The following is a 15,296-nucleotide window of genomic DNA, read 5'->3' on the forward strand; positions in this document are numbered from 1 at the left end:
CACGCGTTCAGGCGAGCCCGTGGAGATTCCGGGACGACGCCCGCGCACCCTCCTGGCGCTGCTGGCCCTGGAGGCCGGCACCCCGGTCTCCGCCGACGTGCTCGCCGACCGGATCTGGGGCGAGGAGCTCCCCGACAACCCGCGTGGCAGCCTGCACACCTACATCGGGCGGCTGCGCCGCGTGCTCGGCAAGGAGGTCGTACGCCGAGCCGCCGGGGGCTACATCCTCGACCTGCCCCGCTCCTCGGTCGACGCGCTCGCCTTCGTCGACCTGCTCGACGCCGCCGAGGGGCCGGAGACCTACGAACGGCTCGAGGAGGCCATCGCGCTGTGGCGCGCCGAGCCGTTCGACGAGTCCGCGGGCGAGTCGCTCGCCGAGCGCACCCGTCCGTGGCTGGTCGACCGCTACCTCGCCGCGCTGGAGCGCCGCGCCGAGCTCGACATCGCCGCCGGCCGGGCCGCGAAGGCGGTCGCCGACGTGCGCCGGGTGGTCGGCGACCATCCGCTGCGCGAGTCGCTGTGGGTGGTGCTCCTGGACGCGCTCGAGTCGGCGGGACGTACGGCCGAGGCGCTGGAGGCCTACGAGGAGGTCCGGGCGCGGCTGGCCGACGAGCTCGGCGCTGATCCCGGCGCGGAGCTGCGCTCGACGTTCACCCGGCTGCTGGCCGGTTCCTCGCCGGCCGCGCCGGAGGCCGAGCCGCCGCTGGGTCAGGCGACGGTGCCCGCGCAGCGCGTCTCCGAGGAGGACATGGTCCCTCGGCAGCTCCCGGCCGACATCCCCAGCTTCTCCGGGCGCACCGCCGAGCTCCGGCTGCTCGACGCGGTGACCATCTCGCACGACGCGGGCTGGCCGAGCGTGGTCGCGGTGCACGGCATCGGTGCGGTGGGCAAGACCGCGCTCGCGGTGCACTGGGCGCGGAGCCGGACCGAGCACTTCCCCGACGGTCAGCTCTTCATCGACCTTCGCGGCTTCGGGCCGGGCGAGCCGCTGTCGCACGCGCAGGCGCTCACGACCCTGCTGATCGGGCTCGGCGTCGACGTCGCCTCGGTCCCGGCCGAGGTGGACGCGGCATCGGCACTGCTGCGTACGACCCTCGCGCAGCGGCGCATGCTCCTCGTCCTCGACAACGCCCGCGACTCGGCCCACGTGCGGCCGCTGCTGCCGGGCGGTGACTCGCTGGTGCTGGTGACCAGCCGCAGCCAGCTGCGTGGCCTGGCCGCCCGTGAGGGTGCTCGCCGGCTCGCGCTGGACACGCTCGCCCCGGAGGAGTCGGCCGCCTTCCTCAAGCAGCGGCTCATCGACCGGGCGGCGGACGACGCGGACGTACGTGCGCTGGCGGAGAGGTGTGGACACCTGCCGCTGGCGCTCGCTGTCGCGGCCGAGCGCTGCAGCCGCTACCCCGACCTCTCCCTGAGCGACCTGGTCGCCGAGCTCGACGGCGAGACCAGCCGGCTGGCCGCTCTGGAGGCGCCGCTCGATCCGATCTCCGACCTGCGGGCGGTCTTCTCCTGGTCCTACGACTCCCTCGACGAGGAGTCGCGGCGCGCCTTCCGGCTCCTCGGCCTCCGCCCGGGTCACGAGATCGGGATGCCGGCGATGGCGGCGCTCTTCGGCGTCGACACCGGCGCCGCGCGGCGCCTGGTCGACAAGCTGGTCGACGCCAGCCTGGTCCGCGAGCATCGCCCGGGCCGCTTCGTGCTCCACGACCTGATCCGCGACTACGCGTTGGAGATGGGCTCCGAGGAGGAGTCGGGCGAGGCGCTGCTGCGGCTGGTGAGCTGGTACACCCACTCCCTCGTCGCCGCCTCCGAGGCCGACGGCCGGTCGTTCCGGCTGATGAGCCTCGACCCGGTCGTCGACGGGGTGACGCCGCTGAGCTTCGCGACCTCGCAGCAGGCCCGCGCCTGGGGCGACCGGGAGTGGATCACCATGGGCAGCGCCGTACGCCTCGCGGTGCGTGCCGGGCTGCTGGGTCCCGCCTACCAGCTGGTCAACAAGATGTTCAGCCTCTCGATGCGGCACCCACCCGCCGAGACCTTGCCGCTCCAGGAGCTCGGCCTCGACGCCGCGCTGCGCGCCGGTGAGCACGTCGACGCGGCCTACATCCGCAACCAGGCCGGGATCAGCCGGGCGCGGGCGGGTGACCTGACCCGGGCGATCACGGACTTCCGGGGCGCGGCCGCGGTGTTCCGCGAGGCCGGGACCGCCGCCGGTCTGGAGATGGCGCTGTCCAACTGCGGCCAGGCGCTGAGCATGATCGGCTCCCTCGACGAGGCGGTCGCCGTGCTCGAGGAGGCCCACGCCGTCGCGGACGCGGCCGGGATGGACGACCGTGCCCGCGGCAGCCTGATCGGGCTCGCAGAGGTCTATGTCCGGATGGAGCGCTACGAGGACGCCCTGCGGCTGATCGAGGAGGAGATCGGCCACGGGCCGGTCGACGTCGACTCCTCGGCCTCGCCGCGGATGACCATGATCGACGCCCTGATCGGCCTGGGCCGCTACGACGAGGCCGAGACCCAGCTGCGCCTGGAGCTCGCCCACCACCTCGAGGAGCGCAACCGCTGGGCGGAGGCCAACGCTCTCGTACGCCGCGCCCTGATCGAGCGCGACACCGGCCGTGCCGCCGAGGCCCGTGCGACCCTCCACGAGGTCATCGCGATCCTCGACGACGTGGGGGAGCTCGACCGCACCGCCCTCACCCGCGAGCGGGTCGAGGAGCTGCTCGCCGGCGTGGAGTCCTCGGTATCCGCGGGTCGGGACGTCGACGCCGCGGAGGCTCAGGGGTTGGGCGGCGGCGTAGCGTTGCGTCCGTGACTGCCGCACCCACGATCAGCACCCTCGGCCAGCTGCGCGCCAGCGGCCACGCGTTCAAGTCGCTCCGTGAGGAGATCCGCGACAACCTGCTGGCGAAGCTGGCAGCCGGAGAGGACCCCTGGCCCGGGCTGCACGGGCTGGAGGACACCGTCATCCCCCAGCTCGAGCGTGCCCTGATCGCCGGTCACGACATCGTCCTGCTGGGCGAGCGTGGCCAGGGCAAGACCAGGCTGCTGCGTACGTTGGTGGGGTTGCTCGACGAGTGGACCCCGGTCATCGAGGGCTCCGAGCTCGGCGAGCACCCCTACGAGCCGGTCTCGGTTGGTTCCCAGCGTCTGGCGGCGACCGCCGGTGACGCGTTGCCGGTCGCGTGGAAGCACCGCTCCGAGCGCTACTCGGAGAAGCTCGCCACCCCCGACACGAGCGTGGCCGACCTGATCGGCGACGTCGACCCGATGAAGGTCGCCGAGGGGCGCTCGCTGGGTGACCCGGAGACGATCCATTTCGGCCTGATCCCGCGCTCCCACCGCGGCATCGTCGCGATCAACGAGCTGCCCGACCTCGCCGAGCGGATCCAGGTGGCGATGCTCAACGTGATGGAGGAGCGCGACATCCAGATCCGCGGCTACGTGCTGCGGCTGCCCCTGGATCTCCTGGTGGTGGCCTCCGCCAACCCGGAGGACTACACCAACCGCGGCCGGATCATCACGCCGCTCAAGGACCGTTTCGGCGCCGAGATCCGCACCCACTACCCGCGCGAGCTCGCCGCGGAGATGGCGGTGATCCGGCAGGAGGCCGCGCTGGTCGCCGACGTGCCGGACCACCTTCTCGAGATCCTCGCCGTCTTCACCCGCCACCTGCGGGCATCCTCTGCGGTCGACCAGCGTTCCGGGGTCTCCGCGCGCTTCTCGATCGCCGGCGCCGAGACCGTCGCCGCGTCGGCGCTCCACCGTGCCACCGTGGCGGGGGAGCCCGATGCGGTCGCTCGTCTCGTCGACATCGAGACGGCCGTCGAGGTGCTCTCCGGCAAGATCGAGTTCGAGTCCGGCGAGGAGGGCCGCGAGGCCGACATCCTCACCCACCTGCTGCGTACGGCCATCGCCGAGACCGTCCGCAAGACCTTCCGCGGCCTCGACTTCGCGCTGCTCATCGACGCCATCGAGGACGGCCGGATGGTCACCACCGGCACCAGGGTCTCCGCCCGCGACTTCCTGGAGGGCCTCCCGGTCCTGGGCGAGTCGGATCTCTACGACCAGATCGGCGACCGCGTCTACGAGGCCACCGGCGGTCCCAAGAACGACGGCCAGCTCGCCAGCGCGGTCGAGCTGGCCCTGGAGGGCTTGTTCCTGGCGAGGAAGATCGGCAAGGACACGGCGGACGGAGAGACGATCTACGGCTGAGGAGGCCGTCAGCCGGGGGTAACACGTCGTTCGCAGGACTACTCGCCCTATCAGAACGACCGGATAGACCTACGAACAGCGTGTTACACGCGTTGAGGAGCACCACGATGAGCCGCTACAAGAAGTACGCCGGGGGTGACCCGCTCGCTCCGCCGGTCGACATCGCCGAGGCGCTGGACGCGATCGGCGAGGACGTCATGTCCGGCTACTCGCCAGAGCGCGCGATGCGGGAGTTCCTGCGGCGCGGGGGACAGGACCAGCGCGGTCTCGACGACCTTGCCCGGCAGGTCGCCGAGCGGCGCCGGGAGCTGCTGCAGCGTCACAACCTCGACGGCACGCTCGAGCAGGTGCGCGAGCTGCTGGACAGGGCCGTCCTGGAGGAGCGCAAGCAGCTCGCCCGCGACGTCACCATGGACGACGGTGACCGCGCCTTCCGGGAGATGCAGATCGACAACCTCTCGCCCAATACCGCCGCCGCGGTGAGCGAGCTCTCCTCCTACGACTGGACCTCGCGCGAGGCCCGCGAGGCCTACGACGAGATCAAGGACCTGCTCGGGCGGGAGATCCTCGACCAGCGGTTCGCCGGGATGAAGCAGGCGCTCGAAGGTGCCACCGACGAGGACCGCGAGGCGATCGCGGAGATGCTCCGCGACCTCAACGCGCTGCTCGACAAGCACAACCGCGGCGAGGACACCGACTCGGACTTCGACGAGTTCATGGCCAAGCACGGCCAGTACCTCCCCGAGAACCCGCAGAACATCGACGAGCTGCTCGACACCCTCGCGCAGCGCTCGGCGGCCGCGCAGCGGATGCTCAACTCGATGTCGCCCGAGCAACGGCGCGAGCTGATGGAGCTCTCGGCGCAGGCGTTCGGCTCGCCCGCGCTGATGGACCAGCTGGCGCAGCTCGACGCCAACCTGCAGGCGGCCCGCCCTGGCGAGGACTGGTACGGCGCCGAGGAGTTCGGTGGCGGCGAGGGGCTCGGCCTCGGCGACGGCACCGGGGTGCTGCAGGACATCGCCGAGCTCGACCAGCTCTCCGAGCAGCTCCAGCAGTCCTACGCGGGTTCGCGTCTCGATGACATCGACTTGGACGCGCTCTCGAGGCAGCTCGGTGACCAGGCCGCCGTCGACGCGCGCACCCTGCAGGAGCTCGAGCAGGCGCTGCGCGACTCCGGTCAGCTCGAGCGCGGCTCCGACGGCGACCTCCGGCTCACCCCGAAGGCGATGCGGCAGCTCGGGAGGTCGCTGCTGCGCGACGTCGCCCAGCGGCTCTCCGGGCGGCAGGGCGAACGCGACCTGCAGCGCGCCGGGGCGGCCGGCGATCTCTCGGGCTCGTCGCGGCCCTGGGCCTTCGGCGACACGGAGCCCTGGGACGTACCTCGCACCGTCACCAACGCCATCATCCGGGAAGTCGGTGAGGGGCGTTCGGGCCCCGGCGTGCGGCTGACCGTCGATGATATCGAGGTGCAGGAGACGGAAGCCCGTACGCAGGCAGCGGTCGCCCTCCTGGTCGACACCAGCTTCTCGATGGCGATGGACGGCCGGTGGGTGCCGATGAAGCGCACCGCGCTCGCGCTGCACACTCTGATCAAGAGCCGGTTCCGCAACGACGACCTGCAGCTGATCTCGTTCGGCCGCTACGCCCAGACGATGGAGATCGAGAAGCTGACCGCCCTCGACGCGATCTGGGACAAGGGCACCAACCTGCACCACGCGCTGCTGCTGGCCAACCGCCACTTCCGCAAGCACCCGAGCGCCCAGCCGGTGCTGCTGATAGTGACCGACGGCGAGCCCACCGCCCACCTGGAGCCGGGCGGAGACGTCTGGTTCTCCTACCCGCCCCACCCGGTGACGATCGCCAGGTCCGTGGACGAGCTGGAGAACGCCCGTCGCCTGGGCGCCCAGACCACGTTCTTCCGCCTCGGCGACGACCCCGGCCTGGCCCGGTTCATCGACTCGATGGCCCGCCGCGTCGAGGGGCGCGTCGTCGCGCCCGAGCTGGACGACCTCGGCGCGGCCGTGGTCGGGTCGTATCTGGGGGACAGGACGGCGCGGCGTACGTCGAACTCCTACGGGGGATATCCCGATGCGTTCGGCGGGCGCGGCTGGTGGGCCGGCTGAATGCTCACCGAGTTAACTCGGTGAGCATCCGGGCGCGTAGCCTGCGCTCGTGCCCGAGGAGACGCTGAACGTACTTGCCCTTCTCGCTCTCGCGGCCCTGGCCGCCGGATACGTGGACGCGGTGGTCGGGGGAGGCGGCCTGATCCAGCTCCCGGCGCTGCTGTTGTTCATGCCCGGCGCTGCGCCGGTGCAGATCCTGGCGACCAACAAGCTGGCCTCGGTCTTCGGCACCTCGATCAGCGCGGCGACCTACTACCGACGCGTGGGGCCCGATCCGAAGACGTTCATTCCGCTCATGATCCTGGCGTTCGTCGGGTCAGCGTTGGGGGCGGGGGTGGCGTCGTACCTGCCTGAGAAGGTCTTCGAGCCGATCGTGCTGGTCGCGCTGATCCTGGTGGGGGCGTGGGTGTTGTTCAAGCCGTCGCTCGGGGAGGCGACCGCGCTGAAGTTCGACGATCACCGGCACGTGATCGGCGCGATGGTGGTCGGGTTCGCGGTCGGCTTCTACGACGGTGCCCTCGGCCCCGGGACCGGGAGCTTCCTGGTGATCGGGCTGGTCGGCCTGCTCGGCTACTCCTTCCTGGAGGCGAGCGCGAAGGCGAAGATGGCCAACGTCGCCACCAACCTGGCCGCTCTCGTCGTCTTCGTCCCGCAGGGCGCGGTGCTGTGGAAGACCGGCCTGGTGATGGGCGTGTGCAACCTGATCGGCGGCTACCTCGGAGCGCGGACGGCGGTGGCGAAGGGCGCCGGTTTCGTACGCGTCTTCTTCATCGTCGTGGTCGCGGGGTTCATCATCCGCATCGGCGGCAGCGTTCTCGGGGTCTGGTGATGCACTACCTGACCATCGCCCGCGACGGCCACGCCGAGATCGAGGAGAAGCGGTCCCGGTTCCTGTGCACGCTCGTCGGGGTCGAGAACGAGGAAGACGCGCGGGCGGTCGTCGAGCGGCTGCGCAAGCAGCACTGGGATGCCCGGCACACCTGCTCGGCGTTCCGGATCGGCCCGCCACCTCAGCCGGTCGAGCGCTCCAACGACGACGGCGAGCCGGCTGGCACCGCGGGTGCCCCGATGCTCGAGGTGCTCCGCGGCGCCGGGGTGTCGGACACGGTCGCCGTGGTGACCCGCTGGTTCGGCGGGACGCTGCTCGGCGCGGGTGGCCTCGTCCGGGCCTACTCCGACGCCGTCCGGGCCGCGCTGGACGAGGTCGGGACGCTGCGGCGAGAGCTGGTCCGGGAGTATGCGATCGAGGTTCCGTACGACGCCGCCGGCCGCCTCGAGACCGACCTGCGATCCTCCGGGGTGACCGTCCTCGACACCGCCTACGGTGCCGCCGTGACCCTGCGGATCGGGGCTCCTCCGGCGGAGGAGAAACGCCTCCAGACGCTGGTCGCGGAGCTCACCGCCGGCGGCTCCGTTCTGGTGCCCGGTGTGGACCACTGGGTCGACCGGTAGGCCTGTTTGGGAGAATGGGCCAGGTGAGCGACCATAGCGAGACGCCCGTGGAACTCCCTGCCGGATGGACGACGAAGGTCCCCGACCTCGACGATCTGCCCGCACTGCTGAGGCTCCGAGCAGCCGACAAGACCCCGTTCGAGGGGTCCGGAAAGGTCGACGCCGACGCCATCACCGGCGAGATCGCGGGCCCCGCTTCCTGGACCCGTCAGCAGCTCGTCGCGGTCGACCCGGACGGCGACATCCGGGCCTGGGCGATCGCCCACGACCGTGCGGCCGGACGTACGCTCGTCTACCTCTACGTCGACCGCACCATCACCCAGGCCGCCGAGGTCGCGGCCGGGCTCTACGCCTGGCTCGAGGAGCAGGCCCGGGCGATGGCCGAGCTGCGTGGCATCACCGAGTCCCACCTGGACGCCAGCCCGTTCGCCGACGACACCGTGCAGCGCGAGTGGCTCGCGGCGGCGGGGTTCACCAACATGCGCACCTGGCTGCACATGAGCCGGCCGGTCCTGCCCGACGAGACGGTGCCTCCCCTGCGCGAAGGGGTGACCATCCGGCCGGTCGAGACCCACGAGAACGGCATGCCCGTCGCGGCCGACCTGCAGACGGTCCACCAGACCCTGGAGGAGTCCTTCCAGGACCACTTCAACTCCTACCGGGAGAGCTTCCCGGAGTTCGTGCAGCGCCTTCGCGAGGATCCGGGTCACCGCTGGGACCACTGGTGGCTCGCCTATGTCGACACACCGGAGGGCGAGCTGCCCGCCGGCTCGCTGGTCGCCTCGGTGCTGCCCGCCAACGCGGCCGGGGTCGAGGGGACGTACGTCGAATACATCGGCGTCAACCGCAACGCCCGCGGTCGCGGGGTGGCCAAGGGGCTGCTTCACGCCGTGATCGGCGATGCGATCGAGCGCGGCCGTGACCGGGTCTCGCTCGAGGTCGACGCCGACAGCCCCACCGGGGCCGACGGGCTCTACAAGTCGATGGGCTGGGTGACCGACTACGTCACCGAGTCCTGGCACAAGGACGTCACTGTCTAGGCACCCACGTCGGGGAGCTTGAGGTCGAGGGTCGGTGCCTCGGTGCCGCCGTCGACCTCGAGCAGCTTCCCGGTGACGAACTGCCCGGCCCGCGAGGTCAGGTAGACCACCGCGGCGGCGATGTCCTCGGCCTCCCCGATCCGGCCGAGCGGGGTCTTCGCCTCGATCTCGCCGCGCATCGTCTCGTCGCCCGCCACGAACTCGAGCGCGCTGGTCAGCACCGACCCGACGAAGATCCCGTTCACCCGGATCCTCGGCGCCAGGTCGGTCGCGGCGAGCCGGGTCCAGTGCGCCAGCGCGGCTTTCGCGGTGCCGTAGGCGAGATAGCCGCGCCCGGCGGTCCGTCCCATCATCGAGCTGATCGACACCACCGACTGCTGCCCGTCCGGGCTCTTCACCAGGTACGGCACCGCCGCCCGCGTCAGCGCGTGCGCCGTCGTCACGTTGAAGTGGAAGGCCTCCTCGAGATAGCCCTCGTCGGTGTCGAGGAAGGTGTTGGGGATCGTCCCGCCGACGTTGTTGACCACGATGTCGAGGCGCCCGAACTCCGCGTACGCCTGCTCCGCCAGCCCCGCCGTCACCGCCGTGTCCGCCAGGTCCGCCGGCACCACGAGCGCCCGCCGCCCCGCCGCCTCGACCCTCTCTGCGACCGCCTCAAGCTGGCGCTCGGTCCGCGACGCGATCACCACGTCCGCACCGGCCTCCGCCAGCGCCACTGCCGTCGCCGCGCCGATCCCGCGCCCCGCCCCGGTCACCACGGCCACATGGTCGGTCAGTGTGAATCGATCAAGAATGCTCATGTTTTCTCCTCAGTCATGCCGAATCTGTAGAAGTGGCGGGCCGAATCTGTAGAAGTGGAGGCCGAGACCGCAGTTATGGGCGCCGAGTCGGCCGTTGTGGCGATCGCCAGAACCGCCGACTCGCTCGCCATATCTGCAGTTTCGGCCCGCCAGAACTGCAGTTTCGGCGCCCACAACCACCTATTCGGTGGATACGAGGCCGCGGCCGGTGATCAGCGGGAGATCGAGAGGGGAGACGAGGCCGGGGGAGGCGGCGACGACGGCGGGGATGGCGTTGACGAGGCGCTGGGCGGTGACGATCATCCCGGAGACGTTGTGGTCGCCGTGCTCGCCGTGGTGGCTGAACTCGACGGTCATCGATGGCTCTCCGGTGATCTCGACGCGGTAGCAGCCGTCACCCGTCGCGGGGGCCGGCCAGTCGGGATCGGACCCGGCGTCGGTGCGGGTCACGTGCTCCAGGGTGATGCGAGGGATGCCGTCGACGGTGCCGGTGATGGTGAAACGTACGGAGCCCTGGGTGCCTTCGGCGATGTCCACCGACACCGTCGAGGTGTCCTTGGCCGCCGGACGGCGCTCGACACTCTCCACCAGCGGCTCGTCCAGGGTCACCCCGAGACCGGCGGCGAGCACCCGGACGACCGGGCCCCAGGCGGTGCTCAAGACGCCCGGCTCCCACAGGAACGGCTTGTCCTCCAGCGAGCCGCCGAAGCCGAAGAGGTCCTTCATAACCACGGGCTGGTAGTACGTCGAGTAGTCGGCGATCTCCGACACCTTGATGTGGTCGATCCGCTGCGACAGCGACGTCATCGCGAGCGGCAGGACGTCGTTGGCGAAGCCGGGGTCGATGCCGTTGACGTGCAGCGAGGCGCCGCCCTCGCGCCCGGCCGCATGGATGCGCTCGATCATCTCGTCCGGCAGCGTCCCCTGCGGATGGACGAGGATGACCGGTCCGGAGGAGACGACGTTGACGCCGTCACGGATCAGTTCGGTGAGGTCCGAGATCGCCTCGAACACCCGGTCGTCGGTCATCGCCGCATGGACGACGCAGTCCGGGGCGAGCGCGAGCAGCTCGTCACGCGACGTGGTGGCGACGACCCCCAGCGTCCGCCCCAGGCCTGCCAGCTCCCCGGCGTCGATCCCGGCCTTCGCCGGCGTCGACGTCCAGACCCCGACCAGCTCCAGGTCGGGATGGGCATCGACTCCCGCGATGGCATGACGTCCCACCGTCCCGGTGGACCAGACGACGACTCTGAGAGGCTGAGGCATGAGCCAAATCTAGAACGCGTTTCAGTCTTGGGAAAGTGGTTCGCCGAGGAAACTGCGGGCCATTACGTTGGCGCCCATGACCGAGGCACTCTTCGAGGACACGCGCCATCCGACCGGCGCCCCGTTCGTCGCGGACGAGTCGACGACCCTGCGCTCGTTCCTCGACTTCTACCGCGCGACCCTGCTCCGGCAGACGGCGGGCCTCGACCACGAGCAGCTCAACCGCCCGTTCCCGCCCACGAGCATGACCCTGGCCGGGATCCTCAAACACATGGCGTATGTGGAGGACGTCTGGTTCGGCGTACGCCTGGCCGGCAACGCCGTGGTCTCGCCGTTCGACACGGCTCCCTGGGACGACGACCCGGACTGGGACTTCAACAGCGCTGCCGCGGACGACCCCGAGGAGCTGCGTACCCTGCTCCGCCACGCGATCGCGCGCTCCGACGAGCTCACCGGCGCCGCCGGGTCTCTCGACCACATCGCGGCCGGCAGGAGCCGCGACGGTCAGGAGATCAGCCTGCGCTGGATCCTGGTCCACATGATCGAGGAGTACGCCCGCCACTGCGGCCACGCCGACCTCATGCGCGAGGCCATCGACGGAAAGACGGACATCTGATGCAGATCCGTGAAGCGACGGCCGAGGACTGGCCGCAGATCTACCCCTTCTGGTCCGAGATCGTGGAGGCGGGGGAGACCTACGCCTATCCACTGGGGGCCACCTCGGACGAGGCCCGAGAGATGTGGATGTACGACCACGTCGTCGTCGCGGTCGAGGGCGATGGCCCGGACGAGAAGATCCTGGGCAGCGCCAAGATGGGCCCCAACCGCCCGGGCCGCGGCAGCCACATCGGCACCGCCTCGTTCATGGTCTCCTCGGACGCCCGCGGCAAGGGCGTCGGCCGCGCCCTCGGCGACTACTGCGTGCAGTGGCACAAGGACAACGGCTTCCACGGCATCCAGTTCAACGCCGTCGTGGAGACCAACACCACCGCCGTACGTCTGTGGAAGTCGCTCGGCTTCCAGATCATCGGGACCGTCCCGGACGCGTTCGACTCGAGGTCGCATGGCCGGGTCGGCCTCCACGTGATGTACCTGCCGCTGACCTGAGGTCAGGCGGTCGCGGGGAAGGGGATGCCCGTGTTCGCGTGGCAGCGGTAGCCGTTGGGCACGCGGTCGAGGTACTGCTGGTGCGCCGGCTCGGCGGCGTAGAAGGTCGGCACCTCGCGGATCTCGGTGGTGATCTCACCGTACCCACGTCGAGCGATCTCGGCGCCGTAGATCTTGGTCAGCTCCTCGGCGGTCTCCCGCTGCGCGTCGGAGACGTAGTAGAGCGCCGAGCGGTACTGGGTGCCGACATCGTTGCCCTGCCGCATCCCCTGCGTCGGGTCGTGGACCTCGAAGAACTTCTTGACCAGGTCGGCGTAGGACACCACCGTCGGGTCGAAGACGACGCGGACCGCCTCGGTGTGGTTGGTCTGACCGCTGCAGACCTCCTCGTACGTCGGGTTGGCGGTCGTGCCGCCCTGATACCCGACAGCCGTCGTGTAGACCCCCGGCGTCTGCCAGAAGATCTCCTCCGCACCCCAGAAACAGCCGAGACCGAAGTACGCCACCTCGGCCCCCTCCGGGGCGGTCCCGTCCTCGGGGGAGGCGAGCAGGGGAGTGCCGAGGACCCGGTGCTTGGCGGGCAGCTCGAAGAGCGCCTGGTCGCGCCCGACGAGGGTGCGGTCCTCGGGGAAGAGCTGAGTCGGTCGGCCGAACATGAGTGCCTCCAGAAAGTCAGGGTTGCTACCAGTGTCCAACACAGTTCGATGCGCGAACGTTCCCGGATGGTCCGCGGGGCGGGATCGGACGTAGGCTCGGCGTGTGAGCGAGCAGCAGCATCTCGGCAAGGCCGGTTTCGAGACCAAGGCGATCCACGCGGGCTACGAGCCCGACCCGACGACGGGTGCGGTGATCCCGCCGATCTACGCCACCACGACCTACAAGCAGGACGGCGTCGGCGGCCTGCGGAACGGCTATGAGTACAGCCGCTCCGCCAACCCGACCCGCACCGCGCTCGAGGGTGCGCTGGCGGCGGTCGAGGAGGGCGAGAAGGGCTTCGCCTTCGCCTCCGGTCTGGCCGCCGAGGACACCCTGATCCGCAGCCTGATGCGGCCCGGCGACCACATGGTCATCCCCGACGACGCCTACGGCGGCACCCACCGCCTGATCGACAAGGTCGAGAGCCAGTGGGGGATCGCGCACACGCCTGCCCAGGTGGCCGACGTCGACGCCGTCGCGGCCGCGATCCAGCCGGGCAAGACCAAGGTGGTCTGGGTCGAGACGCCCACCAACCCGCTGCTCAACATCGCCGACATCTCCGCGCTGGCCACCGTCGCCCACGAGGCCGGCGCCCGGCTGGTGGTCGACAACACCTTCGCCAGCCCCTACCTGCAGCAGCCGCTCACCCTCGGCGCCGACGTGGTGGTGCACTCCACGACGAAGTACGTCGGTGGTCACTCCGACGTCGTCGGCGGCGCGGTGATCGTCCGCGACCTCGAGATCGCCGAGAAGATCGGCTACCTCCAGAACGCCGCCGGCGCGATCGCCGACCCGTTCGGCGCCTGGCTGACCCTGCGCGGCCTCAAGACCCTGGGCGTACGCATGGACCGCCACTGCGACAACGCCGAGCGCGTCGCCGACTTCCTGACCTCCCACCCGAAGGTCGGCGAGGTCATCTACCCCGGCCTGGAGACCCACCCCGGCCACACGGTCGCCCAGAAGCAGATGAAGCGCTTCGGCGGCATGGTGTCCTTCCGGGTGACCGGCGGCGAGGCGCAGGCGCTCGCGGTCTGCGAGCGCACCAAGATCTTCACCCTCGGCGAGTCGCTCGGCGGTGTCGAGAGCCTGATCGAGCACCCGGGCAAGATGACCCACGCGTCCGTCGCGGGCACCGACCTGGAGGTGCCGGCCGACCTGGTGCGGCTCTCCGTCGGGATCGAGTACGCCGAGGACCTCGTCGCCGATCTCGAGCAGGCCCTTGACCAGAGCTGAAGCGCCACAGACCGCCGTCTGCGTCGACTTCGGCTCCACCTGGACCAAGGCTCTCCACGTCGACCTCGCCTCGGGCGAGGTCCTCGGCTCCGCGAGCGCGCCGACGTCGCTGCACGAGGTGATGGAGGCGTACGACACCTGCCTGGCGGCCCTCACCGGGAAGGACCCGCGGGCGGCGACGGCCGAGATCCTGGCCTGCTCGTCGGCGGGCGGCGGTCTCCGGATCGCCGTCGTCGGCAACGAGGAGCTGGTGACCGCAGAGGCCGGGCGACGCGTGGCGCTGTCCAGCGGCGGCAAGGTCGTCGCGGTGATCGCGACCGCGGATCGCGACGCCGAGAGCGACCTGGCGGCCGATCTCGGCTCCGCTAGCCCGGATCTGGTGCTGCTCACCGGTGGCACCGACGGCGGTAACCGGGACGCCATCGTCTCCGCCGCTCGCCAGCTGGCGGAGGCCGGCTGGCGTGGCCCGGTCGTCGTCGCCGGCAACCGCGACGCCAACCCGGAGATCGACCGGATCCTCGCCGATGTTCCCCATGTGACCTGCGAAAACGTCGTCCCGAAGATCGGTGTGCTGGCGCCCGAGAGCGCCCGGGCGGCGGTCCGGGAGATGTTCCTCGAGCACGTGATCGGCGGCAAGCACCTCAGCAGCCGCGACGACTTCCGGCGGATCGTGCAGGGCGCGACCCCCGACGTCGTCCTCCAGGGTGTCGAGACGCTGGCCGAGGTGCTCGGCGAGGACGTGGTCGTCGTCGACGTCGGTGGTGCCACGACCGACGTGCACAGCGTCGTACGTCCCGACCCCGAGGCCGAGCACGTCCGTGAGGAGGTCGTCGCGGTCACGCCGGTGACCCGAACCGTCGAGGGCGACCTCGGGATGCGCTGGTCGGCGCCGACGACGCTCGACGCCGCCGACCACGGCGACCCGTCCCTGGCCGAGTCCGACCTCAGCGGCGAGGTCGACTACCGGCGCAACCATCCCGGCTGGCTGCCGCGCACCGAGCAGGACAAGGACATCGACGAGCTTCTCGCCAGGATCGCTGTCTGCACGGCCCTGCAACGGCACGCGGGACGGTCCCGGGTCGTGCTGTCCCCCAGCGGCAAGGTCATCGAGCGCACCGGCACCGATCTGCGCCGGGTCGGCGTCGTGGTCGGCTCCGGCGGCGTACTCCGGCACGGGCGGAAGAACATCGAGGACCGCGTCATGCGCTGGTCGGCGCGCGGCGGGTGGCAGCTGCCCGAGGCGCCGCTGCGTACGGTCGACAGCGACTACGTGCTCGCCGCGGTGGGCCTGCTCGCGCGGTCGCACCCGGCCGCGGCACGCCACCTCGCGACCCACCTCACACCCTCCCGGTAGCCTCTGTCAG

Annotated in this window: 13 protein-coding genes; 10 read left to right on the top strand and 3 right to left on the bottom strand. The window is 70.9% G+C overall.

All coding sequences use genetic code 11. From position 1 onward, the window contains the following. Positions 1-19 precede the first annotated feature (19 nt). From G5C66_RS10210 to G5C66_RS26770, 6 genes are all read left to right on the top strand, one after another. A complete protein-coding gene (locus tag G5C66_RS10210) occupies positions 20-2,815 on the top strand; it encodes a BTAD domain-containing putative transcriptional regulator (protein WP_165110843.1) in 2,796 nt (931 codons plus the stop codon). Continuing rightward, positions 2,812-4,215, top strand: coding sequence for an AAA family ATPase (locus G5C66_RS10215; RefSeq protein ID WP_165110844.1), 1,404 nt, complete (start codon positions 2,812-2,814; stop codon positions 4,213-4,215). Before G5C66_RS10210 ends, G5C66_RS10215 begins: the two co-directional genes overlap by 4 nt. Positions 4,216-4,322: 107 nt before the next feature. Next, positions 4,323-6,338, top strand: a complete 2,016-nt coding sequence (locus G5C66_RS10220) for a vWA domain-containing protein (protein WP_165110845.1) — start codon at positions 4,323-4,325, stop codon at positions 6,336-6,338. A 49-nt stretch (positions 6,339-6,387) separates the two neighbouring features. Continuing rightward, complete coding sequence (locus G5C66_RS10225; RefSeq protein ID WP_165110846.1) at positions 6,388-7,167, top strand: TSUP family transporter; 780 nt, start codon at positions 6,388-6,390, stop codon at positions 7,165-7,167. Next, the gene (locus tag G5C66_RS10230; RefSeq protein WP_165110847.1) at positions 7,167-7,790 is read left to right on the top strand and encodes a YigZ family protein; all 624 of its coding nucleotides are present in this window, start codon (positions 7,167-7,169) and stop codon (positions 7,788-7,790) included. The genes G5C66_RS10225 and G5C66_RS10230 overlap by 1 nt, the downstream gene beginning before the upstream one ends. A 23-nt stretch (positions 7,791-7,813) precedes the next feature. Continuing rightward, complete coding sequence (locus tag G5C66_RS26770) at positions 7,814-8,830, top strand: GNAT family N-acetyltransferase (protein WP_338144132.1); 1,017 nt, start codon at positions 7,814-7,816, stop codon at positions 8,828-8,830. On the opposite strand, the gene G5C66_RS10240 is transcribed toward G5C66_RS26770, so the two are convergent. Beyond that, entirely contained in the window at positions 8,827-9,630 is an 804-nt protein-coding gene (locus G5C66_RS10240; RefSeq protein ID WP_165110849.1) for an SDR family oxidoreductase, read from the bottom strand. The genes G5C66_RS26770 and G5C66_RS10240 overlap by 4 nt on opposite strands. A 180-nt stretch (positions 9,631-9,810) precedes the next feature. Further along, positions 9,811-10,896 (bottom strand): NAD(P)H-dependent amine dehydrogenase family protein, encoded by a 1,086-nt coding sequence (locus G5C66_RS10245; RefSeq protein ID WP_165110850.1) that lies wholly within the window; start codon positions 10,894-10,896, stop codon positions 9,811-9,813. 76 nt (positions 10,897-10,972) lie between these two features. On the opposite strand from G5C66_RS10245, the gene G5C66_RS10250 reads away from it, so the two are divergent. Continuing rightward, entirely contained in the window at positions 10,973-11,512 is a 540-nt protein-coding gene (locus G5C66_RS10250) for a DinB family protein (protein WP_165110851.1), read from the top strand. After that, positions 11,512-12,003 carry a GNAT family N-acetyltransferase gene (locus G5C66_RS10255; protein WP_165110852.1) on the top strand — a complete coding sequence of 164 codons (492 nt, stop codon included), beginning with the start codon at positions 11,512-11,514 and terminating at the stop codon, positions 12,001-12,003. Before G5C66_RS10250 ends, G5C66_RS10255 begins: the two co-directional genes overlap by 1 nt. 2 nt (positions 12,004-12,005) lie before the next feature. Here the strand turns inward: G5C66_RS10255 and msrA are convergent, their stop codons facing one another. Beyond that, positions 12,006-12,659, bottom strand: coding sequence for a peptide-methionine (S)-S-oxide reductase MsrA (gene msrA / locus G5C66_RS10260; RefSeq protein ID WP_165110853.1), 654 nt, complete (start codon positions 12,657-12,659; stop codon positions 12,006-12,008). Between the two features lie 103 nt (positions 12,660-12,762). Here msrA and G5C66_RS10265 point away from each other — a divergent pair, with 103 nt between their 5' ends. Next, positions 12,763-13,932 carry a cystathionine gamma-synthase gene (locus G5C66_RS10265; RefSeq protein WP_165110854.1) on the top strand — a complete coding sequence of 390 codons (1,170 nt, stop codon included), beginning with the start codon at positions 12,763-12,765 and terminating at the stop codon, positions 13,930-13,932. Next, positions 13,919-15,286 (top strand): glutamate mutase L, encoded by a 1,368-nt coding sequence (locus G5C66_RS10270; protein WP_165110855.1) that lies wholly within the window; start codon positions 13,919-13,921, stop codon positions 15,284-15,286. The genes G5C66_RS10265 and G5C66_RS10270 overlap by 14 nt, the downstream gene beginning before the upstream one ends. Positions 15,287-15,296: the final 10 nt, after the last annotated feature.

The sequence above is a fragment of the Nocardioides turkmenicus genome (genome assembly GCF_011045035.1).
In the GTDB taxonomy this organism is placed as follows: domain Bacteria; phylum Actinomycetota; class Actinomycetes; order Propionibacteriales; family Nocardioidaceae; genus Nocardioides; species Nocardioides turkmenicus.